Consider the following 22,207-nt stretch of genomic DNA (forward strand, 5'->3'; position numbering starts at 1 on the left):
TCACGTGATCGTCCAAGTAGACATAGAGTGCGGTCAGAAGGGCGTCCAAGTCTGTCTTCACACACCGACCATGGACGCCCTTCGTCACGCCCGCAGCCGATCACCAAATTTCACATCAGCGATCTAGCGGCTGACCAGGTCACGCAGCGCGCCGACCAGCCGGTCGACGTGCTCCTGGGTGGTGCCGATGCCGATGGAGGCGCGCACCGCCGAGGCCGTGTCGTCCTCGCAGCCGCCGTCGGCGGTGCCGAGCAGGTGCCGGACGAACGGATGGGCGCAGAACTTCCCGTCCCGCACGCCGATGCCGTACTCGCTCGACAGCGCCTCGGCGACCTCGCGCGCGCTGTAGCCGTCGACGGTGAACGACACGATGCCCACGCGCGGGTGCTCCGGCCCCCACAGCGACAGCTCCCGTACGCCCTCGATGCCGGCCAGGCCGGCGCGCAGCCGGGCGATCAGCCGCTCCTCCTCGCGCAGCAGCGGCGTCCAGCCGGTGGCGGTGAGGGCGTCGCAGGCGGCGGCCAGCGCGATCGCGCCGAGCACGTTCGGGGTCCCGGCCTCGTGCCGGGGCTCGGCGTCGTCGTGCCACTCGGTGCTCTCCCCGACCGAGCGCACCGCGCCGCCGCCCTTCAGGTACGGCGTGCCCGCCGACAGCCAGTCGCGCCGGCCGACCAGCACTCCGGCGCCGAACGGCGCGTACAGCTTGTGGCCGGAGAAGGCCACGTAGTCGAGGTCGAGCGCGGTCAGGTTGACCGGCCGGTGCGGCACGAGCTGGGCGGCGTCCACGAGGATGCGGGCGCCGTGCCGGTGCGCGATGTGGGCCAGCGCGGCGATGGGCCACAGCTCGCCGGTGACGTTGGAGGCAGCGGTGACGACGAGCAGCTTGGGTCCGTCGATCGCGGCCAGCGCGTCGTCGGCGGCGCGCACGGCCTCGCCGGGGAAGGCGGGCGGGGCCAGCCGCACGGCGTCCGGCCAGGGCAGCAGCGAGGCGTGGTGCTCGGTGTCGAAGACGACCACGGTGGTGCCCTCGGGCAGGCAGCCGGCCAGCAGGTTCGTGGCGTCGGTGGTGTTGCGGGTGAAGATGACGGCGTCGTCGGTGCGGGCGCCGACGAAGGCCCGTACGGTGTGGCGGGCCTGCTCGTAGCGGGCGGTGGTGAGCTGGGAGGCGTAGCCCGCGCCGCGGTGGACGCTGGAGTAGGCCGGGAGCGCGGCGGCGACGGCGGCGCTGACCGGCTCCAGACAGGGGGCGCTGGCCGCGTAGTCGAGGTTGGCGTAGCCGACGAGCTTGCCGCCCTTGACCGGCACCTCCAGGTCGGCGCCGACGACGGCGGGGATGGCGCGGGCCTGCTGGACGGGGGCCGGCTTCTCGGCGGCGGTGGTGCGGGCGGCGTTGAAGATCGTCAGGGTGGACACGGCGAACCTCCTCGGGGTCATCGGACCCCTGGAGCAGCCAGTGAGCCCGCGCTTGCCCGCCACACCTCGTGACGGACCAGGTCTTCACCCGGGGCACCCCGCCGCGGACGCGAGGGTTGCCGGCCAGCGAGCCGGGGCTTGGCGCTGGCACTCATGACCTACGTCGGCACTATAACCGACACCCACCCGTAAAACGCAACCGCGAACTTATCGGCCCGTTGACTCGTTGCTTCCTCGACATCCCCCGATAGCAGGAGGTAACCGATGTTGGACTGGGTGGCAGATCCCCAGATCTGGATAGGGTTCTTCACCCTTGTGGCCCTGGAGATCGTGCTGGGCATCGACAACATCATCTTCATTTCCATCCTGGCAGGGAAGCTGCCGCCGGAGCAGCGCGACAGGGCGCGGGTGCTCGGCCTGGCGGCGGCTCTGATCAGCCGGCTGCTCCTGCTGCTGGCCCTGTCGTGGGTGGTGCGGCTCACGGAGCCGCTGTTCGAGGTGCTGGGGCAGGAGATATCGGGACGGGACCTGATCCTGCTGCTGGGCGGGCTGTTCCTGCTCGCCAAGAGCGTCACCGAGATCGGCCACACGATGGACGTGGGCGAGAAGGACGGCAAGAAGGCCGTCGCGGCGTCGTTCGCCTCAGTGATCGCGCAGATCATGGTGCTGGACGTGGTGTTCTCGCTCGACTCGGTGATCACCGCGGTCGGCATGGTGGACGAGCTCGGCGTGATGATCGCGGCGGTGGTCGTGGCGGTGCTGGTGATGCTGTTCGCCTCCGGGCCGATCAGCCGGTTCGTCGACACGCATCCGAGCATCAAGATGCTGGCGCTGGCGTTCCTGGTGCTGATCGGCGTGGTGCTCATCGCCGAGGGGCTGGACCAGCACATCCCGAAGGGCTACATCTACTTCGCGATGGCGTTCTCGGTCATCGTGGAGCTGCTCAACATCCGGGTGAGGAGCAGGCGGGCGAAAGCTTCTAGTATTGAATAGTGCGCTTTGACCCGTGGAATCCGGATTTCGTCGCTCACCCGTACGGCGTCTACGCCGAGCTGAGGCGCGAGGCGCCGGTGAGCTTCTTCGAGCCGACCGGCCAGTGGCTGGTCGCCCGGCACGCCGACGTGAACGCCCTGCTCAGGGATCGCCGCCTGGGCAGGTCGTACCTGCACGTGGCGACGCACGAGGAGTTCGGCAAGGAGCCCGAGCCGGAGTTCCAGGAGCCGTTCTGGCGGGTGATCCGCGCGGGCATGCTCGACGTGGAGCCGCCGGTGCACACCCGGCTGCGCCGCCTGGTCTCCAAGGCGTTCACGCCCCGCATGGTCGAGTCGCTGCGCCCGCGGGTGCGCGCGATCGCCGAGGGCCTGGTCGACGCGTACGTGGAGCGGGGCGGCGGTGACCTGATCGCCGAGGTCGCCGAGCCGCTGCCGGTGACGGTGATCGCCGAGATGCTCGGCATCCCCGACGCCGACCGCCACCTGCTGCGCCCCTGGTCGGCCGACATCTGCGGGATGTACGAGCTGAACCCGTCGGAGCAGGCGCAGCACACCGCCGTCAGGGCGGCGTCGGAGTTCGCGGCGTATCTGAAGGAGCTGGCCCGCGAGCGCAAGGAGCGGCCCGGCGACGACCTGATCAGCGCGCTCGCGGCGATCGACGAGCTGACCGAGGACGAGCTGGTCGGCACCTGCGTGCTGCTGCTCAACGCCGGTCACGAGGCCACGGTGAACGTGACGGGCAACGGCTGGTGGTCGCTGTTCCGCAACCCGGGCGAGCTGGCGCGGCTGCGCGCCGACCGCTCGCTGCTGCCGACGGCCGTCGAGGAGCTGATGCGCTGGGACACGCCGCTGCAGATGTTCGAGCGCTGGGTGCTGGAGGACATCGAGGTCGGCGGCGTCGCCATCCCGCGCGGCGTGGAGGTGGCGCTGCTGTTCGGCTCGGCCAACCGCGACCCCGAGGTGTTCGACGACCCGGACCGGCTGGACGTGGGCCGGGTGGACAACCCGCACATCTCCTTCGGCGCGGGCATCCACTTCTGCCTGGGCGCGCCGCTGGCCAGGATCGAGCTCATCGAGTCGTTCGGCGCCCTGCTGGAGCGGGCGCCGAAGCTGGAGCTGGTCCGCGAGCCGGTGTGGAAGCCGGGGTACGTGATCCGCGGCCTGGAGTCGCTGGACCTCAGCGTCGCCTGACCGGCTCTGACCGTTTCACCGGTTCTGGTCGTTTTCACCGGCTCTGGCTGAGCCAGCCGAATCCGCCGAGGCCCCCCGGATCGATCAGCTCCGCCTCCTCGGAGGCGCGGGCCAGCGCGCGCAGATAACCCCGCGGATCGGTGCGGGCCAGGTCGAGGGGCGGGCGGTCGCCGGTGATGCCCAGAGCGCGCAGCGCGGCCCGCTGTGTGGACAAGCCTGTGGATATCCCGCCGGCCTTGCGGCCCGCCTCGGCGCACGCGTCGAGCGCGACGTGCGCCGTGATGTCGCAGGTGCCGTCGGGTACGGGCGAGACGACCGCTCCGTCACGGTATCCGGTGAGCGTGCCGTGCATCGGCCGGTTATCCACAGGGTGTGCATAATCGATGGCGATCGCCCGGCCTCTGGAGAGCCGGTTCAGCACCGCCGCCCAGGCGGCGTCGCGCGGCCAGCCGATCTCCGCCCGCGAGCCCACGCACGACAGCGGCCACCACCGCGCCAGCCACTCCAGGTCGGCCCCCTGCGGCGGGTCGCCGAGCCGCTCCTCGCCGGTCTCGGTGTCGACCATCACCAGTCTCGGCCCGTCGGACGTCTGCTCGGCCACGTCCAGCGGCACGTTGTCGAGCCACTCGTTGGCGATCGCCAGGCCCTGGATGCCGGACGGCAGCCGCGGCTGCCAGGCGATCCGCTCGGGCAGCTCGTCGGGCCGGGGCGACAGGTCGACGGCGGTGATGCGCAGCCGGTCGCGCAGCGAGGGGCCGGCCGCGTCGAGCACGCGGCGGACCAGCGTGCCCTCGCCGGCGCCGATGTCGACCAGGTCGAGCCGGTCGGGCGAGCCGAGCCCGGCGTCGACCTCCTCCAGCAGGGCCAGGACCGCGTCGGCGAAGGCCGCCGAGGCGCTGACCGAGGTGCGGAAGTGCCCGGAGGGGCGTTCGCGCAGGTAGAAGCCGCTCTCGCCATAGAGCGCGCGTTGCATGGCGGCGCGCCAGGTGAGCCACATCCCAGGACTATCTCACGACTCCGGGCGAACACGTGGCGCGATTTCTTTACTACGCGGTGTTGCGATCTTGCGCTACCGTTTACATACAGTAGTCGAGTGACTGCTGATTGTCAGCATCCGGCAGTCGTCCCGAAAAGGAGTCCCTCGTGTTCAAGAAAGCCATCGTCGTCGCGGGTGCGTTCGGCATGCTCTCGGTGGCCGCCCCGGCCTACGCCCACGGCCCCGGTCACGGCGACATCACCAGCGGACGCAGCGGCGTGCTGTCCGGCAACCAGCTCTTCCTGCCCATCACCGCGCCGATCAACGCCTGCGGCAACGGGGTGGGGGTCGCCGGTGTCGGCATCGCCGGCTGCAAGGGGGGCTCCAGCGCTCACGTGCATCGCTGACATGCCGGAGCTCGGACCGGTCCGAGAGTGAACCGGTCCGAGCCCCGTACCCGGGCCGGCCAGTCGGCGATGGCGGCCAGGGTGCACCTCCAAGGAGTTCGTCACAGTGCGGGCGTCGGGTCCAGCTCAGGACTCGGCGCCCGCTGAATGCGATGTACCCCTCTCCTCATCATCATTCCCGACAGGGGGTGCACGGTTTATATGCCCTTGTCCGTTTTGTCGCTAACGCAACATGCGGCAAAGCCCAGGTCACGCCCCCGTGGCAACTCGGCCGTTACGCTGGGCGGCAGCGTCTTCCGGGGTGCTCGACAGGGGTGGGACATGGACGCAGCAGATCGCCCGGCACGGCTGGCCGTCGGCGTGCTGGGATCGGGCAAGGTCGGCTCCGCGCTCGGCGCTGCCCTGGCGCAGGCCGGGCACCGGATCGTGGCTGCCAGCGGGGTGTCCGACGCCTCCCGGCGGTGGGCCGCCGACCGGCTCGGCGTCGAGCCCGTCCGCCCCGAGGAGGTCGTCGAGGCGGCGGAGCTCATCCTGCTCACCGTCCCCGACGACGCGCTGCCCGACCTCGTCAGCGGCCTGGCCGCCACCGGCGCCGGCCTCCAGGGCAAGCTGCTCGTCCACACCAGCGGCGCCTACGGCCTGTCCGTGCTGCGACCGGCCGCCGAGGCGGGCGCGCTGCCGTTCGCCCTGCACCCGGTCATGACGTTCACCGGCAGGGACGACGACCTCAACCGGATCACCGGCTGCTCCTTCGGCGTCACCGCGCCCGAGCCGCTGCGTCCCATCGCCGAGGCGCTGGTCATCGAGATGGGCGGCGAGCCGGTGTGGATCGCCGACGCCGACCGCGCCCTCTACCACGCGGCCCTGGCCAGCGCCGCCAACCACATGGTCACGCTCATCGCCGAGTCGTCCGACCTGCTGGGCCGCATCGGCGTCGAGCACCCGGGCCGCATGCTCGGGCCGCTGCTCGGCGCCGCCCTCGACAACGTGCTGCGGCTCGGCATCGGCGGGCTGACCGGCCCGGTGGTGCGGGGCGACGCGGGCACCGTGCGCAAGCACGTCGACGCGCTCATCCTGGCCGCGCCGGAGGCGGCCGACGCCTACGTCGCGCTGGCCCGGCTCACCGCGGACCGGGCGCTGGCCGCCGGCCTGCTCAAGCCGGAGGAGGCCGAACGCTTGCTCGACGCCCTGGGTGGCAACATATGGACGTGACCGTGACCGGCATGGCACGGATCCGCATGACGCCCCCGGAGGCCGCCTCATGGACCCCATCGTCGCCAGGAACCGCACCGACCTGATCAAGGCTCGCGGTGACGGCTCCGTCGCCCTCGTGCCCACCATGGGCGCCCTGCACGAGGGGCACCGCTCCCTCATCAGGGCGGCCCGCTCGCGCGCCGACCACGTGGTGGTCAGCATCTTCGTCAACCCGCTGCAGTTCGGCCCCGGCGAGGACTTCTCCCGCTATCCCCGTACGTTCGAGGCCGACCTGGAGGTGTGCCGCGCCGAGGGGGTCGAGGTGGTGTTCGCCCCGGCCGCCGAGGACATGTACCACCCGGACCGGCAGGTGAGCCTGCGGTCCGGCGAGATGGGCCGGGTCGTCGAGGGTGCGGTGCGGCCGGGGCACTTCGACGGGATGCTGACGGTGGTGCTCAAGCTGTTCAACCTGGTCCAGCCGGACCTCGCGGTGTTCGGGCAGAAGGACGCCCAGCAGCTCGCGCTGATCCGCCGCATGGTGGCCGACCTCGACGTGCCGGTGGAGATCGTCGGCGCGCCGACGGTGCGCGAGCCCGACGGGCTGGCGCTGTCGAGCCGCAACCGCTACCTGTCGCCGGCCGACCGGGAGGTGGCCCTGGCGCTGTCCCGGGCGCTGCGCGCGGGCGCGGCCGAGAGCGTGCCGTCGCGCGTGATAGCCGCCGCCCGCGAGGTGCTGGAGGCCGCCGCCCCCGAGCTGGCGCTGGACTACGTGGTGCTGGTCGATCCGGCCACGTTCGCCGAGGTCGCGGAGCCGTACACGGGTGAGGCGGTGCTCGCGGTGGCCGGCCGGGTGGGCACCACCCGGCTGATCGACAACGCGGTGCTGTCGTTCTAGGCGAACCCCGGGGAAGGGAAGCGGCGGCCGGGGCGTTATCGTCATATTGACGAGATTCCCTCCTCCGAGGAGACCCCATGAGTGCACCGGCCATTCCCCTGCGGCTGGCGGCGCCCGAACCCGGGTGGAACGTCGAGGCCGACCTGGTCGTGGTGGGCTCCGGCATCGCCGGACTGACGGTTGCGCTGCACTACGCCGAGCTCGAACCCAGGGCCAGGGTCCTGGTCGTCACCAAGGACGTGCTGTCGGCCGGGTCCACCCGGTGGGCCCAGGGCGGGATCGCCGCCGTCCTGGACCCGGCCGACACCCCCGACGAGCACCTCGGCGACACCCTGGTCGCCGGGGTGGGGCTGTGCGACGCCGAGGCGGTCCGCGCGCTGGTGACCGAGGGCCCGGGCGCGCTGCGGCGGCTGATGGGCCGGGGCGCCGAGTTCGACCGCACCCCCGACGGGCACCTCCAGCTCACCCGCGAGGGCGGCCACCGGCGTCACCGCATCGTGCACGCGGGCGGCGACGCCACGGGCGCGGAGGTGCAGCGGGCGCTGGTCGAGGCGGTGCGGGCGAGCGGGATCGAGGTGATCGAGCACGCGCTGGTGCTCGACCTGCTGAAGGACGCGAACGGCCGGGCCAGGGGCGTGACGCTGCACGTGATGGGCGAGGGCGCGGGCGACGGGGTCGGCGCGGTGCGCGCCCGCGCGGTCGTGCTGGCCACCGGCGGCATGGGCCAGGTCTACTCCTCCACCACGAACCCGGTGGTGTCCACCGGCGACGGCGTGGCGCTGGCGCTGCGGGCCGGGGCCGTGGTGCGGGACCTGGAGTTCGTCCAGTTCCACCCCACCGTGCTGTGGCTGGGCGCGGGCGCGACCGGCCAGCAGCCGCTGATCTCCGAGGCCGTACGCGGCGAGGGCGCGTTCCTGATCGACCACGAGGGCAACCGGTTCATGACCGGCGTGCACGAGCTGGCCGACCTGGCGCCGCGCGACGTCGTGGCCAAGGCCATCACCCGGACGATGCGCGAGAGCGGGCGCGAGCACGTCTACCTGGACGGCCGCCACTTCGGCGAGGACAAGTGGCGCACCCGGTTCCCGACGATCTACGCGGTCTGCCGCGAGCACGGCATCGACCCGGCCGCCGAGCCGATCCCGGTGGCTCCCGCCGCCCACTACGCCAGCGGCGGCATCCGTACCGACCTGCGGGGCCGTACCAGCATCGAGGGCCTGTACGCGTGCGGCGAGGCGGCGTGCACGGGCGTGCACGGCGCGAACCGGCTGGCCTCGAACTCGCTGCTCGAAGGGCTCGTCTTCGCCGAGCGCATCGCCGAGGACATCCATCGCGTACGGCCCGAACCGGGCGAGCCGGTGGTGTCCGGAGCGCCCGCCGGGCTGATCGACCCGAGGGCGCGCGGCCCGATCCAGGCGCACATGAGCGCCGGGGCGGGCGTGCTGCGAAGCCGCGCGTCGCTCACCGCCACCGCCAAGGCGCTGTACGACGCCCGGTGGACCCCGGTCCACGTGGCGTCGTGCACCGAATCGTGGGAGACGACGAACCTGCTCACCGTCGCGACCGTGCTGACCGGCGCGGCGGCGGCGCGGCAGGAGACGCGCGGCTCCCACTGGCGGGAGGATTTCCCCGACCTCGACGACGAATGGCTGGGGCACCTGGACGTGACCCTGACGGAGGAGGGCGTGCACATGACCTACACCCCGCACGGTGACGCGATGCCGCGGCGCCTGGCGCAGGAGCTGGCCGCCGCCGGCGTGGACCCGGCCGAGACCGACGCGGTGATCGACCGGGCGCTGGCGGAGGACCTGCAGGCGGCGGGCGACGTGACGAGCCTGGCGACGATCCCGGCCGGGCACCGCTCGGTGGCCGACGTGGTGGCGCGGGCCGACGGCGTGGTGGCCGGGCTGGCGGTGGCCGAGGCGGTGTTCGCGCGGTTGGGCGCGGGCCAGGCCGAGCGGCGGGTCAAGGACGGCGAGCGGGTGCGCAGGGGCGACGTGCTGATGACGGTGGAAGGCCCGACCAGGACCCTGCTGACCGCCGAGCGCACCGCGCTGAACCTGCTCACCCACCTGTCGGGCATCGCCACGCTGACCGGGCGCTGGGTGGCGGCGATCAGCGGCACCGGGGCGCGGGTGCGCGACAGCCGCAAGACGCTGCCGGGTCTGCGGGCGCTGGAGAAGTACGCGGTACGCTGCGGCGGCGGCGTCAACCACCGGATGTCGCTGTCGGACGCGGCCCTGATCAAGGACAACCACGTGGTGGCGGCCGGCGGGGTCGCCGAGGCGTTCCGCGCGGTGCGCGAGCGCTACCCGGACGTGCCGATCGAGGTGGAGGTCGACAGCGTCGAGCAGCTTGAGGAGGTGCTCGCCGAGGGGGCGGACCTGATCCTGCTGGACAACTTCACGGTGGAGCAGACCGCTCAGGCCGTACAAATCGCTAAAAATGGGGCGAAAAACGCGGTTGCGCTGGAGTCCAGCGGGGGATTGACCTTGGAATTGGCGCGTGATGTGGCCGAAACTGGCGTGGACTACCTTGCGGTGGGAGCGCTGACCCACTCGGCGCCCGCCCTGGACGTCGCACTGGATCTACGGGGGTAATCGATGCTGCTCACGATCGACGTCGGCAACACGCACACGGTGCTCGGGCTCTTCGAGGGCGAGGACGTCATCGAGCACTGGCGGCTGGCCACCGACGCCCGCCGCACCGCCGACGAGATCGCCGTCGTCCTGCAGGGGCTGCTCGGCCAGTCGCCCCTGCTCAAGGGCGCCGACGTGGGCGGCATCGCGATCTGTTCCACCGTGCCCAGCGTGCTCAACGAGATGCGCGAGATGTGCCGCCGCTACTACGGCGACGTCACCGCCGTGGTCGTCGAGCCCGGCGTCCGCACCGGGGTGCCGGTGCGGATGGACAACCCCAAGGAGGTCGGCAGCGACCGCATCGTCAACGCGCTGGCCGCCATCGACCAGTACGGCGGGCCGTGCATCATCGTCGACTTCGGCACCGCGACCTCGTTCGACGCCGTGTCGGCCAAGGGCGAGTACGTCGGCGCCGTCACCGCGCCCGGCATCGAGATCTCCGTCGACGCCCTCGCCGCGGCCGGGGCGCAACTGCACAAGGTCGAGCTGATCCGCCCCCGCTCGGTGATCGCCAAGAACACCGTCGAGGCGCTCCAGGCCGGCATCATCTACGGCTTCGCCGGCCAGGTCGACGGCATCGTCGAGCGGATGGCCGCCGAGCTGGCCGACAACCCCGACGACGTGACCGTGGTCGCCACCGGCGGCCACGCCGCGCTCGTGGTGGGCGAGTCGCGCTGCATCGACGTGCACGAGCCCTGGCTGACGCTCATCGGCCTGCGCCTGATCTACCAGCGCAACACCGCGTGAAAGCGGGCGGCCCCCCGCTCGGGAAGGGAGCCGCCCGCCGTCCGGGGTGGATCACTCGCTCTCGGCCGCGTACAGGTGGTCCCAGTGGCCGCACTTGCTCACCCAGTGCTTGTACGGGTGCACCTGGCAGACCTTGACCCGCAGCGCGGAGACGTCGTCGACGCTGAAGCCGAACTTCTTCGAGCCCGGGTAGCCGCAGTGCTTCCTGCTGTAGACCTCGTCCCACTCGTGGTCGAAGCCGGCGGCCTGGAACTTGACGTAGGCGCACCTGCCGCCCTGCCCGTAGCCGCGCGAGTCCAGGTCGTACAGCCGGCCCTTGACGTGGACGGTGTTGGACTCCTGGTGCTCGTCCCACTCGACGCCCACCCAGCCCTTGGCCTTGGCCAGGTGGTGCCTGGCGTGGACGGGGCCCCACTGGTCGCTCTGGTCGTAGGGGCCCGGCGAGGCGGCGGCGGCCGGCGCGGTCAGAGCCAGCGTGCCGGTCGCGGCGGCGGCGAGGAGCGCGATCGCGATCTTCTTGAACATGATCTCTCCTTGAGCTCCTTCCCGACCCGGCGCCCTACCGGTTCCGCTGAGCTCGTGAGTCATGGGTAACTCCGCGTGGTTGCAGCACCCCTTCACCGGGCCGACGAGAACTTGCAGGCGGCCGTATCCCCTACGCTTTGATGCTGTGAGCGACGAACTTCCCGAGCAGATGCGCATCCGGAGGGAGAAGCTCGACCGCCTTCGCAGCGAAGGCGTCGACCCTTACCCGGTGAACTTCCCCCGTACGGCCACCAACGCCGAGGTCCGGGAGAAATACCAGGGCCTGGAGCCCGACACCCAGACCGGTGACCGGGTGGGCGTCGCCGGGCGCGTCATGCTCAACCGCGTCGGCGGCAAACTCTGCTTCGCCACGCTGCGCGACGGCAGCGGCGACCTGCAGGTGATGATCTCGCTCGACAAGGTGGGCGAGGAGTCGCTGGCGGCCTGGAAGCGCGACGTCGACCTCGGTGACCACGTCGGCGTCGAGGGCGAGGTGATCACCTCACGGCGCGGCGAGCTGTCGATCCTCGCCGACAGCTGGCAGATCACCGCCAAGTGCCTGCGCCCGCTGCCGGAGAAGCACGTCGGCCTCACCGACCCCGAGGCGCGGGTCCGCCAGCGCTACGTCGACCTCATCGTCAACGACGAGGCCCGCGAGATGGCGCGCATCCGCAGCGCCACCGTGCGCGCGGTCCGCGACTTCTGGCACGAGGAGGGCTACCTGGAGGTCGAGACGCCGATGCTCCAGCCGATCCACGGCGGCGCGGCGGCCCGGCCCTTCAAGACCCACATCAACGCCTACGACATGGAGCTCTACCTTCGCATCGCGATCGAGCTCTACCTCAAGCGGCTCGTCGTGGGCGGCATCGAGAAGGTCTTCGAGATCAACCGCAACTTCCGCAACGAGGGCGCGGACTCCACGCACAACCCCGAGTTCACCATGATCGAGGCCTACGGGACCTACCTCGACTACAACGACATGGCCGACCTGACCCAGCGCATGTACCAGAAGGCCGTGGTGGCCGCGCTGGGCACGACCGTGGTGGTGCACGGCGGCGTCGAGGTCGACCTGGGGCTGCCCGAGTGGCCGAGGGTGAAGCTCTACGACCTGGTGTCCGGCGCGGTGGGCGAGGAGATCACCACCGATACGCCGCTGGAGCGGGTGCGCGCTTTGGCCGACAAGCACGAGGTGCACTGGGACGCCAAGTGGGGCCAGGGCAAGCTGGTCCAGGAGCTGTTCGAGGAGCTGGTCGAGCACACGCTGATCCAGCCCACGTTCGTCATGGACTACCCGCTGGAGACCTCCCCGCTGACCCGGCAGCACCGCGACAACCCGCTGCTCACCGAGAAGTGGGACCTGATCGGGTTCGGCACCGAGCTGGGCACCGCCTACTCGGAGCTGGTCGACCCGATCGAGCAGCGCCGCCGCCTGGTCGAGCAGTCGCTGCTGGCGGCCGGCGGCGACCCGGAGGCCATGCAGCTCGACGAGGACTTCCTCCAGGCGCTGGAGTACGCCATGCCGCCGACGGGCGGCATGGGCGCCGGCATCGACCGGATGATCATGGCTTTCACCGGCAAGAACATCCGCGAGACGATCCTCTTCCCGCTGGTCAAGCCCTCCCGTTGAGCCGCACCGGCAGGGTGGCGAGCCCGCGCAGCACCAGGTTTCCCTTGTACGGCGGCGCGGGCTCGGCCAGCTCCAGCTTCGGCGCCGCCTGAGCCAGGGCGCGCAGCGCGATCTCGCCCTCCAGCCTGGCCAGCGGCGCCCCGAGGCAGAAGTGGATGCCCAGCCCGAAGGCCAGATGCCGGCCCGGCGTCCGCTCCACGTCGAAGCGGTCCGGGTCGGCGAACGCGGCGGGGTCGCGGTTGGCGGCCCCGACCAGCGCCAGCACCGCGCTGCCGGCGGGCACGGCGGTCCCGGCCAGCTCCACGTCCTCCAGCGCCACGCGCATGGTGAGCTGCACGGGCGGGTCGTACCTGAGGACCTCCTCGACCACCTGCTGGGGCGCGTCGGCGGCGCGCCCGAGCACGCCGTGCCTGACCAGGTTGAGCACGCCGTTGCCGATGAGGTTGACGGTCGTCTCGTGTCCGGCCACGAGCAGCAGCACGCAGGTGCCGAGCAGTTCCTGCTCGGTCAGCTCCTCGACCTGGGCGAGCGCGCTGAGCAGGTCGTCGCCGGGCCGCTCGCGCCGCAGCGCGATGAGGCGGCGGAAATACGCGCGGAACTCCTCCCGGTCGTGCTCGGTCCGGGAGATCAGGTCCGGCGGCACGATCGGGTCGAGGCTCCTGGCGAGCGTCTCGCTCCAACCGCGGAAGCGCTCGTGGTCCTCTGGAGGCACGCCGAGCATCTCGCTGATCACCATGACGGGCAGCGGGTAGGCGAACGCGCTCATCAGGTCGGCCTCATCGGGCAGCGCGTCGAGGAGCCCGGCGGTGATGGCCTCGATCCGCGGACGCAGCCGCCTGATCATGCCCGGGGTGAAGGCCCGGCTGACCAGGCCGCGCAGCCGGGTGTGGTCCGGCGGGTTCATCATCAGGAACGAGCGGGGCGGCTCGCCGTCGGGCGGGGCGCCGTGGCCGAACCGGGCGTCACGCAGCACCGCGGAGCAGAGCTCGTGCGTGGTGGCGACGAGGAGCCCGCCGCGGGTCCGCAGCAGCGCGTCGCTCTCGCGCAGCTCGCGGTAACGGGTGTACGGGTCGCGCAGGAAGCCGGGGTCGGAGGGATCGAACCCGAGCATGTCCGTTGGCGTCAAAGGAGCGTAGTCAGGATCGCTGTGATCGATCATCATGCTCCGATAAGTGCCGACATATGGCGAGTACTTCACATACAACGGATCATGTCAACGGAAGAGGTCAAGTGCGGCGAATTTCGTGCTTGACGACGTTTCCTGGATGCGTTTACCGTCTGCGAGGATGTGCCGCTCCGGTCGGGCCCTAGACGTCTCCGGGTGGTGCTGGTGGGGGGAGGGCTCCCGATGGATGTGCTCACAGAAGGCGTTGAACTGAGCCGTGCCGATCTGGCGTTGCTGGCCGAACTGGCCAAGGGCGTCACCGTGGACCGGGTCGGCCGACGCCTTGACATCAGCGGTCGCACCGTGCGGCGAAGACTGCGCGGCATCTGCGACCGCATAGGCGTGGCCACCGCGATCGAGGCGGTGGCCTGGGCTGCCCGCAGGCAGCTCATCTAAGGCCGCTGGCCGGCTCTGGCGCCGCTAGTCGGCGATGCGGACGGCTCCGGCGAAGGGGCGCCGGGCGATGGACGCGATCCGCACCACGTCGCCGGTGCGCGGCGCGTGCACCATCATGCCGCCGCCCAGGTAGATGCCCACGTGGTGCAGGTCGTTGTAGAAGAACACCAGGTCGCCCGCGCGCAGCTCCTCCCTGGAGATGTGCCGGCCGGCGGTCCACTGGTCACCGGTGTAGTGCGGCAGCGAGATGCCCACCTGCTGGTAGGCGGCCATCACCAGTCCGGAGCAGTCGTAGCCGCGCGGCCCTTCGGCGCCCCAGATGTACGGCTTGAGCTGCTGGGTGAGCGCCCACTTGGCGGCCTGGGCGGCCTTGCCCGAGCCCGGGATCGGCAGGTTGACCTTGACCGCCGGGGTGCCCGGCCGGCCGGCCTCGCCGAGCGCGCGCCTGAACAGGTTGCTCTCGACCTTGCCGACGAGCTTGACGATCCGGTCGCGCTTGGCGTCGAGGTCCTTGACGATCTTCGAGACCTCGGTGATGCGGGCCTTGGCGCCGGCGCGGGCCCGCTCGGCCGCCTGCATCGCCTTGGTGAGCTGGAGGATCTCCTCGCCCTGCTGCTGCTGGATCGCGTAGTTGGTGGCCGCCAGGTCGAGGTAGCCCTCGGGGTCGTCGGAGTTGACGAACGCCAGGGTGCCCGACAGGCCGCCGTTGATGTAGGTGGTCTGCGCGAGCAGGATCGCCTTGGAGCGCTTGTCGGCCAGCTCGGCCTCGCTGGCGGCCAGCGTCTTCTTGGCGTTGTCGGCGGCCTTCTGGGCCGTCTTGAGCTTCTCCCGCTGGCCGTTGTACTGCTCGGCCAGCGTCTCGATCTCCAGGTGCATCTCCTCGACCTGCTCGGAGAGCTCCTTGAGCGAAGGCTTGGGGTCGGCGGAGGCTGGTGAGCCCAAGGGCAGAGCGAGGACCAGTGCGGCCACGGCGGCCAAGCCGACGACACCGAATCGCTTCTTGCCAGAGCGCCTGTCCAACCAAGCTCCTTCCGTTGACGCCTACCGGGTTAGCTGACGGGTTCGGGCCGGAGCAGCCCTACCGAGCGTGGCTCGGATTCACCCCTGGCAGCGGGTTGACGCCGCCGGCGGGTCCCCGGCTCCCCTCGCGGGGATTGGGCGTGTCGACCGCGCGGTGTGCGCGGGTGACATCGTCGCTGGACACTAATGCACTCCTGGTTCCTGCTCAACCGGAACTGCCGAGTCTGTAGAGGTTTCACAACCGACGGGTCACAAGGTGATCTCGTGGCGAGCCGTACAGAAAAGACTTTATGCCCTCTTTGCCCCAAGTTCGCCCGATCGTGAAACTGTAGGAATCGTGCAATCCGGAGCGTGCACGCACAGTGACGGTCCGGGAGTTTGGGGCGAGCCGTAATGGGGTCTGTACTCTGGATGGCCATGGAGCAGGTCGCCGAGCTAGCGGTCCCCGAGACCGAAGTGCTCGTCAGGCGCGCGCGGACCAGGGACGTCAGGGCGATCAAGCTCCTGGTCGACACCTACGCCGGCGTCGGGCGCAAGATGCTGGAGAAGGCCACCGTCACGCTGTACGAGGACGTCCAGGAGTTCTGGGTGGCCGAGCGGGGCGGCGAGGTCGTCGGCTGTGGCGCGCTGCACGTGCTCTGGGAGGATCTGGCCGAGATCCGCACCGTGGCCGTGCACCCCTCGGCCAGGGGTTTCGGCATCGGCCATCGCGTGGTCTCGGCTCTCATCAGGACCGCTCGGGAGCTTGGGCTGGAACGTGTATTTTGTCTCACTTTCGAGGTGGACTTCTTCGCGAGGCACGGGTTCCGTACGATCCAGGGCACGCCCGTCTCACCCGAGGTGTACGCCGAACTCCTGGCCTCGTACGACGAGGGCGTCGCAGAGTTCCTCGACCTCGAACACGTCAAGCCGAACACCCTGGGCAACACACGCATGCTGCTCCACTTGACATCGGGTGACGCGGACCTTGACTGCCGAGAAAGGTGATTGTTGATACCTATGTCGATACGTTGGGCAGGACAGGCATGTGCCCTGACACGTGCCACATGCGCACTCGAAGCGAGGTGACACGGTGAGCACAGGACAGCCGCCGTATCCACAGGACGATTCCCCCGAGAACTCCCCTGAATACGGCCAGAACGCAGGACGCCCCCAAGGGCAGCCCGACCCCGACGCGACGGTCGTCGGCTACCGCGTGGACGACCCCTACGGCCAGCAGCCCCCCTACGGTCAGCAGCCCCAGCAGGGTTACGGCCAGCAGCCCCAGTACGGCCAGCCCCAGCAGGGCTACGGCCAGCAGCAGGGCTACGGCCAGCAGCCGCAGTACGGCCAGCCGGACTACGGTCAGCAGCAGGGCTACGGCCAGCAGCCGCAGTACGGTCAGCAGCCGCAGTCCCAGCCGGGTTACGGCCAGCAGCCCCCGTCGGGCCAGCAGCCCCAGTACGGCCAGCCCGACTACGGCCAGCAGCAGCAGTATGGTCAGCAGCCGCAGTCCCAGCCCGACTACGGCCAGCAGCAATATGGTCAGCAGCCGCAGTCCCAGCCCGACTACGGCCAGGGTTACGCCCAGCAGCCGCAGTCGCAGCCGCAGTACGGCCAGCCGGACTTCGGTCAGCAGCAGGCTTACGCCCAGCAGCCGCAGTCGCAGCCGGGTTACGGCCAGCAGCAGTACGGTCAGCCCGACTACGGCCAGCAGCAGGGCTACGGGCAGCAGCAGTACGGCCAGCAGCCCCAGTACGGGCAGCAGCAGTACGGCCAGCCCGCCTACGGTCAGCAGCAGGGCTACGGCCAGCCCCAGTACGGGCAGCAGTACGGCCAGCCGGTGGGCATCCAGCCGCCCGGCGCCCCCGCGCCGCTGGCGGAATGGTGGCAGCGCCTGGTGGCGAGGATCGTCGACGGCCTGATCTTCGGCGTCGTCTACTTCATCATCAACCTCATCCTGGGCATCTTTTTTGTCGTCAGCTACAACTCGGTCACCGGCGTCACGACGGGTATCGCGAGCTCCCTCATCGTCGGCGTCATCCAGTACCTCCTCCTGGCCGCGCTCTACGTGGCCTACGACTTCTTCATGACGAAGATGAGCGGCCAGACCGTCGGCAAGATGGTCATGGGCATCAAGGTCGTCCAGGTGGGTCATGCGATGCCGTCCGGCGGGCTGCCCAACGACGCCGCGCTCAAGCGGGCCGGCGGGACCTGGGGCGGCTACGTCCTGGGCGTCATCCCGCTCCTCGGCCCGCTTCTCGGCGGCGTCCTCGTTCTGCTGAACGCGGCTTCCCAGCTCTGGGACAAGCCGCTGCAGCAGACGTTCGCCGACAAGTTCGCGAACACCGTGGTGGTCAAGATCAAGTAAGTCTCAGCAACAGCGAAACAGGGGCCGGCATCCCGCCGGCCTCTGTTTTGTGTGTACGAGCCGTACCAGAATGGGGGGACGCCGAGGGCCGCCGAACGGACGAGGTGAGGTTATGGCCGCGACACCCGAGACCGGCGTGCTGCCGGCGGAATGGTGGGAACGGCTCGTCGCCCGCCTCATTGAAGCGCTCGTGTTCGGAGTCTTCTATTACATTCTGTTCATTGCGCTATGGGGCGTCTTCCGGACTGTCGGGGTGCTGGACGCGTTCGAGGGGCGGTTGCCCGGCGTGTTCGCGTGGGTGGGCGCCGGCCTGGGTTATACGGTCTATGACTGGGTCGCACTTTCCCGGGGTGGGCGCACCTTCGGCAAGGCGATCATGGGGATTCGGGTGGACCCGGAGGGTCTTCCGGCGCGGGTCCGGCTGAAACGCGCCCTGCTCTATCCGGCGCCTGCCATGCTGATGGGCATTCCGGTGGCCAATCTGCTGGCCGGAATGTTCGTGTTTGGTGTCGGCCTGCTCATCTTGATCGACAAGCCGCTCCAGCGCGGGCCGCATGACAGGCTGGCCGGAACGCTGGTCGTAAAAGATCTTCGTTGAGGGTTCCGTACCTGCGCTGATGGCTTTTCGCAAAATTTCCGCTTGATCCGGTAAGGAGCCTGGAGAGACTGGCATTAGGCTATGAGGCGTCCGGGTTGCCGGATGTTGGGGCGCCTGCCAGGCTATGGGCATCTCTGTGCCGCTATGGTCGTGTGTGGGCGTCTGTCGCCTCGAGTGACACGAGGTCCGCCAGGCTCGCGCCGGCCCTGCAGCCTGTGTATAAAGCGCCCCTGAAACCCCGTCAGCCGTGGAGGCGAGGCCGAATGGAAGCCGTAACAGAGGTATTGTCAGCGCTCATCCCGCCCGTCGTCGTGGGCGGCGCCTTCATCTTTGGCGTCGTGAAGTTGGTGCGGCACGAGGGCTCCGGCCGGCGGCCAAACCGCCAGGATCAGGCCGACAACCGCAACTGATCGGCCGCTCAGCCGAATCCCGTGGCGCTGAATTGTCTTAACGTCTTTCCGGGTATATGTTTGGGCGAGCGAATGAAACAATGCTCCGGGAAAGGATTGCGTAGATGGCCAAGCAGATCCAGGAGATTCTCATCGATGACCTCGATGGGGGCGAGGCCAATGAGACGGTCAGCTTCGCTATTGACGGCTCCACCTATGAGATTGACCTCAGCGACCTTAACGCCAAGAAGCTGAGGGACGCTCTGACGCCTTTCGTGCAGCACGCCCGCAGGGCGGGCGCCGTATCCACGCGCCGTCGCGGGCGTGGCGGGCAGCGGGCGATGAGCCGCGAGAAGAGCGCCGAGATCCGTCAGTGGGCCAAGGCCCACGGCCTTCCGGTCAGCGAGCGGGGCCGCATCGCCTCCACCGTCGTCGAGAAGTACGAAGCGGCTCACTAAGGAGCCGATCTCCTGACCATGCGCTTATGCCGTTCGCCTAGGACCCCGGCGGCCGCCATAAGCGCATGATCATTTCTGCCATTATCTCAAATGGTGGACATCGGGATTTGTTGATCTTCTGATCCGCCCCTTAAGTGGGCGTTTGGGTCCATTTACGCGGGCGTGGTGCCGGTTATGTCCCGGCTCCGCGCCCGTACTGATCGGTAACGCGGCTGACCAGATGCCCCGTTCCGGTCATGCCCTGCCCGGCATTGCGCCCCCTGTTCCGGTCGCGCCCTGCCCGGCATTGCGCCCCCTGTTCCGGTCGCGCCCTGGCCGGCATTGCGCCCCCTGTTCCGGTCGCGCTTGGCCTGGCATTGGAGCAGGACATACGATGGAAGACAGGACGCGGCGTCCACCGCGATCGGGCGCGGCCGCCCCTGGCTCGCCCCCGCGTCCGCAGCCCATCCGTGCCGTTCCGGTCGCGCCGCTCCCGGCGAATTTCGAGCCACTTCACCCGGGCGCCCTAAACCTCGTTCGCTGGTGGCGTATCGGGAACACGTGACCCCCGAACAGTAGTTGGATGGAGGGTGAACGCCCTGCTCTCGGGGAACGTGTCTGCTATAGAGCGCGTCAGCGGCAGTGGGCACGGTTCGCCGAGCCAGGGCTAGCATGCGGGATGACGGGACCGGATTTACCGGCCTGACTGACCGCTCTGTGAGGAGCGACGAGATGTTCGAGAGGTTCACCGACCGAGCAAGGCGTGTTGTCGTCCTGGCCCAAGAAGAGGCCAGGATGCTCAACCACAACTACATCGGCACTGAGCACATTCTTCTTGGTTTGATCCATGAAGGTGAAGGCGTAGCCGCCAAGGCTCTGGAGAGCCTGGGCATCAGCCTTGAGGGTGTGCGTCAGCAGGTCGAGGAGATCATCGGCCAGGGCCAGTCGGCTCCGTCGGGGCACATTCCGTTCACCCCGCGGGCCAAGAAGGTCCTCGAGCTGTCGCTCCGTGAGGCTTTGCAGCTGGGTCACAACTACATCGGCACCGAGCACATCCTGCTCGGGCTCATCCGTGAGGGTGAGGGTGTGGCGGCTCAGGTGCTGGTCAAGCTTGGAGCTGATCTCAACCGTGTCCGGCAGCAGGTCATCCAGTTGCTCCACGGTTACCAGGGCAAGGAGCCGGCCGCAGCGGGTGGCCCGCAGGAGTCGGCCCCGTCGACCTCCCTGGTGCTCGACCAGTTCGGCCGCAACCTGACCCAGGCGGCCCGTGAGGGCAAGCTGGACCCGGTCATCGGCCGTGAGAAGGAGATCGAGCGGGTCATGCAGGTCCTCTCCCGGAGGACCAAGAACAACCCGGTTCTGATCGGCGAGCCCGGCGTCGGCAAGACCGCCGTCGTCGAGGGCCTGTCGCAGAAGATCGTCAGGGGCGAGGTGCCCGAGACGCTGAAGGACAAGCAGCTCTACACGCTTGACCTCGGTGCCCTGGTCGCCGGCTCGCGCTACCGCGGTGACTTCGAGGAGCGCCTGAAGAAGGTGCTCAAGGAGATCCGCACGCGCGGCGACATCATCCTGTTCATCGACGAGCTGCACACGCTCGTGGGTGCGGGCGCCGCGGAGGGCGCGATCGACGCCGCCAGCATCCTCAAGCCGATGCTGGCCCGCGGCGAGCTGCAGACCATCGGCGCCACCACGCTCGACGAATACCGCAAGTACCTCGAGAAGGACGCGGCGCTCGAGCGCCGGTTCCAGCCGATCCAGGTGGCCGAGCCGTCGCTCAGCCACACGATCGAGATCCTCAAGGGTCTGCGCGACCGCTACGAGGCGCACCACCGCGTGTCGATCACCGATGGCGCGCTGGTCGCCGCCGCGCAGCTGGCCGACCGCTACATCAGCGACCGCTACCTGCCCGACAAGGCGATCGACCTCATCGACGAGGCCGGTTCGCGGATGCGCATCCGCCGGATGACCGCTCCGCCGGACCTGCGCGAGTACGACGAGAAGATCGCCAACGTCCGCCGCGACAAGGAGTCCGCGATCGACGCGCAGGACTTCGAGAAGGCGGCTGCGCTCCGCGACCAGGAGAAGCAGCTCCAGCTCAAGCGCGAGCGGCGGGAGAAGGAGTGGAAGGCCGGCGACATGGACGTCGTCGCCGAGGTCACCGAGGAGCTCATCGCCGAGGTCCTCGCCACGGCCACCGGCATCCCGGTCTTCAAGCTCACCGAGGAGGAGTCGCAGCGCCTGCTCCGCATGGAGGACGAGCTCCACAAGCGGATCATCGGCCAGGACGACGCCATCAAGGGCCTGTCGCGCTCCATCCGGCGCACCCGCGCCGGTCTGAAGGACCCGCGGCGTCCCGGTGGCTCGTTCATCTTCGCGGGCCCGTCCGGTGTCGGTAAGACCGAGCTGGCCAGGACCCTCGCGGAGTTCCTGTTCGGTGACGAGGACGCGCTGATCTCGCTGGACATGTCCGAGTTCATGGAGAAGCACACCGTCTCCAGGCTGTTCGGCTCGCCTCCCGGCTACGTCGGCTACGAGGAGGGCGGCCAGCTCACCGAGAAGGTGCGGCGCAAGCCGTTCTCCGTGGTGCTCTTCGACGAGATCGAGAAGGCGCACGCCGACATCTTCAACTCGCTGCTGCAGATCCTGGAAGACGGTCGCCTGACCGACGCCCAGGGTCGCGTGGTCGACTTCAAGAACACGGTCATCATCATGACCACCAACCTCGGCACCCGCGACATCTCCAAGGGGATCGGGGTCGGGTTCGCGAAGTCCAACGACGCCGACTCCAACTACGACCGGATGAAGGCCAAGGTCCAGGAAGAGCTCAAGCAGCACTTCCGGCCCGAGTTCCTCAACCGTGTCGACGACATCGTGGTCTTCCACCAGCTGACGCCGAAGGAGATCATCCAGATCGTCGATCTGATGCTCACCCAGGTCAGCGCCCGGCTGAAGGACCGCGACATGGGGCTCGAGGTCTCCCCGGAGGCCAAGCAGCTGCTGGCGGACCGCGGTTACGACCCGGTCATGGGCGCCCGGCCGCTGCGCCGGACCATCCAGCGCGAGCTGGAGGACTCCCTGTCGGAGAAGATCCTCTACGGCGACCTCCGTCCCGGTCAGACCGTCAAGGTGACGATCGAGGGCGAGGGCGACGACGCCAAGTTCATCTTCACCGGCGAGAACACCGCCAAGGTGCCCGACTCGGCCGCGGCGATCGCGGGCTGACGTCACAGGTTCGCGCAGAACCCC

At 69.6% G+C, this 22,207-nt stretch carries 19 protein-coding genes and 2 riboswitches; of the genes, 14 read left to right on the forward strand and 5 right to left on the reverse strand.

Annotated features, from left to right (window positions below; translation table 11 throughout):
* Positions 1 to 123: 123 nt before the first annotated feature.
* Positions 124 to 1,413: an aminotransferase class V-fold PLP-dependent enzyme gene (locus ACBI99_RS32795; RefSeq protein WP_219501388.1), complete on the reverse strand. Its 1,290-nt coding sequence runs from the start codon at positions 1,411 to 1,413 to the stop codon at positions 124 to 126.
* A gap of 43 nt (positions 1,414 to 1,456) precedes the next feature.
* Positions 1,457 to 1,572, reverse strand: a riboswitch (SAM riboswitch).
* Positions 1,573 to 1,677: 105 nt separating this feature from the next.
* Here ACBI99_RS32795 and ACBI99_RS32800 point away from each other — a divergent pair.
* Both ACBI99_RS32800 and ACBI99_RS32805 read left to right on the forward strand, forming a co-directional pair.
* Complete coding sequence (locus ACBI99_RS32800; protein WP_219501390.1) at positions 1,678 to 2,406, forward strand: TerC family protein; 729 nt, start codon at positions 1,678 to 1,680, stop codon at positions 2,404 to 2,406.
* Entirely contained in the window at positions 2,406 to 3,596 is a 1,191-nt protein-coding gene (locus ACBI99_RS32805) for a cytochrome P450 (protein ID WP_219501392.1), read from the forward strand. The genes ACBI99_RS32800 and ACBI99_RS32805 overlap by 1 nt, the downstream gene beginning before the upstream one ends.
* 34 nt (positions 3,597 to 3,630) lie before the next feature.
* Here the strand turns inward: ACBI99_RS32805 and ACBI99_RS32810 are convergent, their stop codons facing one another.
* Entirely contained in the window at positions 3,631 to 4,593 is a 963-nt protein-coding gene (locus tag ACBI99_RS32810) for an SAM-dependent methyltransferase (protein ID WP_364171200.1), read from the reverse strand.
* A gap of 146 nt (positions 4,594 to 4,739) precedes the next feature.
* Here ACBI99_RS32810 and ACBI99_RS32815 point away from each other — a divergent pair, with 146 nt between their 5' ends.
* The 5 genes from ACBI99_RS32815 (at position 4,740) to ACBI99_RS32835 (ending at position 10,454) form a co-directional block, all read left to right on the forward strand.
* Positions 4,740 to 4,979: a chaplin family protein gene (locus ACBI99_RS32815; RefSeq protein ID WP_308125631.1), complete on the forward strand. Its 240-nt coding sequence runs from the start codon at positions 4,740 to 4,742 to the stop codon at positions 4,977 to 4,979.
* 321 nt (positions 4,980 to 5,300) lie between these two features.
* The gene (locus ACBI99_RS32820; protein WP_364171204.1) at positions 5,301 to 6,191 is read left to right on the forward strand and encodes a DUF2520 domain-containing protein; all 891 of its coding nucleotides are present in this window, start codon (positions 5,301 to 5,303) and stop codon (positions 6,189 to 6,191) included.
* Between the two features lie 49 nt (positions 6,192 to 6,240).
* Entirely contained in the window at positions 6,241 to 7,068 is an 828-nt protein-coding gene (panC, locus tag ACBI99_RS32825) for a pantoate--beta-alanine ligase (RefSeq protein ID WP_375074246.1), read from the forward strand.
* 77 nt (positions 7,069 to 7,145) lie between these two features.
* A complete protein-coding gene (locus tag ACBI99_RS32830; protein WP_375074247.1) occupies positions 7,146 to 9,668 on the forward strand; it encodes an L-aspartate oxidase in 2,523 nt (840 codons plus the stop codon).
* A 3-nt stretch (positions 9,669 to 9,671) separates the two neighbouring features.
* A complete protein-coding gene (locus ACBI99_RS32835) occupies positions 9,672 to 10,454 on the forward strand; it encodes a type III pantothenate kinase (RefSeq protein WP_375074248.1) in 783 nt (260 codons plus the stop codon).
* 51 nt (positions 10,455 to 10,505) lie between these two features.
* On the opposite strand, the gene ACBI99_RS32840 is transcribed toward ACBI99_RS32835, so the two are convergent.
* A complete protein-coding gene (locus ACBI99_RS32840; protein WP_357583105.1) occupies positions 10,506 to 10,979 on the reverse strand; it encodes a hypothetical protein in 474 nt (157 codons plus the stop codon).
* 169 nt (positions 10,980 to 11,148) lie between these two features.
* Between ACBI99_RS32840 and lysX the strand changes: the two genes are divergently transcribed.
* Positions 11,149 to 12,606 carry a bifunctional lysylphosphatidylglycerol synthetase/lysine--tRNA ligase LysX gene (lysX, locus tag ACBI99_RS32845; protein WP_357583695.1) on the forward strand — a complete coding sequence of 486 codons (1,458 nt, stop codon included), beginning with the start codon at positions 11,149 to 11,151 and terminating at the stop codon, positions 12,604 to 12,606.
* On the opposite strand, the gene ACBI99_RS32850 is transcribed toward lysX, so the two are convergent.
* A complete protein-coding gene (locus ACBI99_RS32850) occupies positions 12,590 to 13,717 on the reverse strand; it encodes a cytochrome P450 (protein WP_357583107.1) in 1,128 nt (375 codons plus the stop codon). The two genes, lysX and ACBI99_RS32850, sit on opposite strands and share 17 nt — an antisense overlap.
* Before the next feature lie 237 nt (positions 13,718 to 13,954).
* Here ACBI99_RS32850 and ACBI99_RS32855 point away from each other — a divergent pair, with 237 nt between their 5' ends.
* Complete coding sequence (locus ACBI99_RS32855; RefSeq protein WP_219501411.1) at positions 13,955 to 14,167, forward strand: LuxR C-terminal-related transcriptional regulator; 213 nt, start codon at positions 13,955 to 13,957, stop codon at positions 14,165 to 14,167.
* A 24-nt stretch (positions 14,168 to 14,191) separates the two neighbouring features.
* Here the strand turns inward: ACBI99_RS32855 and ACBI99_RS32860 are convergent, their stop codons facing one another.
* Positions 14,192 to 15,187, reverse strand: coding sequence for an NlpC/P60 family protein (locus tag ACBI99_RS32860; protein ID WP_357583109.1), 996 nt, complete (start codon positions 15,185 to 15,187; stop codon positions 14,192 to 14,194).
* Positions 15,188 to 15,190: 3 nt separating this feature from the next.
* A riboswitch (cyclic di-AMP (ydaO/yuaA leader) is annotated at positions 15,191 to 15,338 on the reverse strand.
* 266 nt (positions 15,339 to 15,604) lie between these two features.
* Between ACBI99_RS32860 and ACBI99_RS32865 the strand changes: the two genes are divergently transcribed.
* The 5 genes from ACBI99_RS32865 (at position 15,605) to ACBI99_RS32885 (ending at position 22,183) form a co-directional block, all read left to right on the forward strand.
* Positions 15,605 to 16,174 carry an amino-acid N-acetyltransferase gene (locus ACBI99_RS32865; protein ID WP_219501412.1) on the forward strand — a complete coding sequence of 190 codons (570 nt, stop codon included), beginning with the start codon at positions 15,605 to 15,607 and terminating at the stop codon, positions 16,172 to 16,174.
* A gap of 85 nt (positions 16,175 to 16,259) precedes the next feature.
* The gene (locus tag ACBI99_RS32870; protein ID WP_375074249.1) at positions 16,260 to 17,537 is read left to right on the forward strand and encodes an RDD family protein; all 1,278 of its coding nucleotides are present in this window, start codon (positions 16,260 to 16,262) and stop codon (positions 17,535 to 17,537) included.
* Between the two features lie 112 nt (positions 17,538 to 17,649).
* Positions 17,650 to 18,135: an RDD family protein gene (locus tag ACBI99_RS32875; protein WP_219501414.1), complete on the forward strand. Its 486-nt coding sequence runs from the start codon at positions 17,650 to 17,652 to the stop codon at positions 18,133 to 18,135.
* Between the two features lie 514 nt (positions 18,136 to 18,649).
* Complete coding sequence (locus ACBI99_RS32880; RefSeq protein WP_219501415.1) at positions 18,650 to 18,982, forward strand: Lsr2 family protein; 333 nt, start codon at positions 18,650 to 18,652, stop codon at positions 18,980 to 18,982.
* 711 nt (positions 18,983 to 19,693) lie between these two features.
* A complete protein-coding gene (locus tag ACBI99_RS32885; RefSeq protein ID WP_219501418.1) occupies positions 19,694 to 22,183 on the forward strand; it encodes an ATP-dependent Clp protease ATP-binding subunit in 2,490 nt (829 codons plus the stop codon).
* The last annotated feature ends 24 nt before the right edge of the window (positions 22,184 to 22,207 follow it).

The organism is Nonomuraea sp. ATR24, from assembly GCF_041950485.1.
Lineage (GTDB): Bacteria > Actinomycetota > Actinomycetes > Streptosporangiales > Streptosporangiaceae > Nonomuraea > Nonomuraea ceibae.

What these genes read in the sequence shown, in the direction of transcription:
- ACBI99_RS32820 (WP_364171204.1), top strand. Translation starts at nt 5,301, where the DNA reads ATGGACGCAGCAGATCGCCCGGCACGGCTGGCCGTCGGCGTGCTGGGA.
- ACBI99_RS32810 (WP_364171200.1), bottom strand. Translation starts at nt 4,593, where the DNA reads ATGTGGCTCACCTGGCGCGCCGCCATGCAACGCGCGCTCTATGGCGAG.
- ACBI99_RS32855 (WP_219501411.1), top strand. Translation starts at nt 13,955, where the DNA reads ATGGATGTGCTCACAGAAGGCGTTGAACTGAGCCGTGCCGATCTGGCG.
- ACBI99_RS32835 (WP_375074248.1), top strand. Translation starts at nt 9,672, where the DNA reads ATGCTGCTCACGATCGACGTCGGCAACACGCACACGGTGCTCGGGCTC.
- ACBI99_RS32875 (WP_219501414.1), top strand. Translation starts at nt 17,650, where the DNA reads ATGGCCGCGACACCCGAGACCGGCGTGCTGCCGGCGGAATGGTGGGAA.
- panC (WP_375074246.1), top strand. Translation starts at nt 6,241, where the DNA reads ATGGACCCCATCGTCGCCAGGAACCGCACCGACCTGATCAAGGCTCGC.
- ACBI99_RS32880 (WP_219501415.1), top strand. Translation starts at nt 18,650, where the DNA reads ATGGCCAAGCAGATCCAGGAGATTCTCATCGATGACCTCGATGGGGGC.
- ACBI99_RS32830 (WP_375074247.1), top strand. Translation starts at nt 7,146, where the DNA reads ATGAGTGCACCGGCCATTCCCCTGCGGCTGGCGGCGCCCGAACCCGGG.
- lysX (WP_357583695.1), top strand. Translation starts at nt 11,149, where the DNA reads ATGCGCATCCGGAGGGAGAAGCTCGACCGCCTTCGCAGCGAAGGCGTC.
- ACBI99_RS32800 (WP_219501390.1), top strand. Translation starts at nt 1,678, where the DNA reads ATGTTGGACTGGGTGGCAGATCCCCAGATCTGGATAGGGTTCTTCACC.
- ACBI99_RS32885 (WP_219501418.1), top strand. Translation starts at nt 19,694, where the DNA reads ATGTTCGAGAGGTTCACCGACCGAGCAAGGCGTGTTGTCGTCCTGGCC.
- ACBI99_RS32865 (WP_219501412.1), top strand. Translation starts at nt 15,605, where the DNA reads ATGGAGCAGGTCGCCGAGCTAGCGGTCCCCGAGACCGAAGTGCTCGTC.
- ACBI99_RS32850 (WP_357583107.1), bottom strand. Translation starts at nt 13,717, where the DNA reads ATGCTCGGGTTCGATCCCTCCGACCCCGGCTTCCTGCGCGACCCGTAC.
- ACBI99_RS32840 (WP_357583105.1), bottom strand. Translation starts at nt 10,979, where the DNA reads ATGTTCAAGAAGATCGCGATCGCGCTCCTCGCCGCCGCCGCGACCGGC.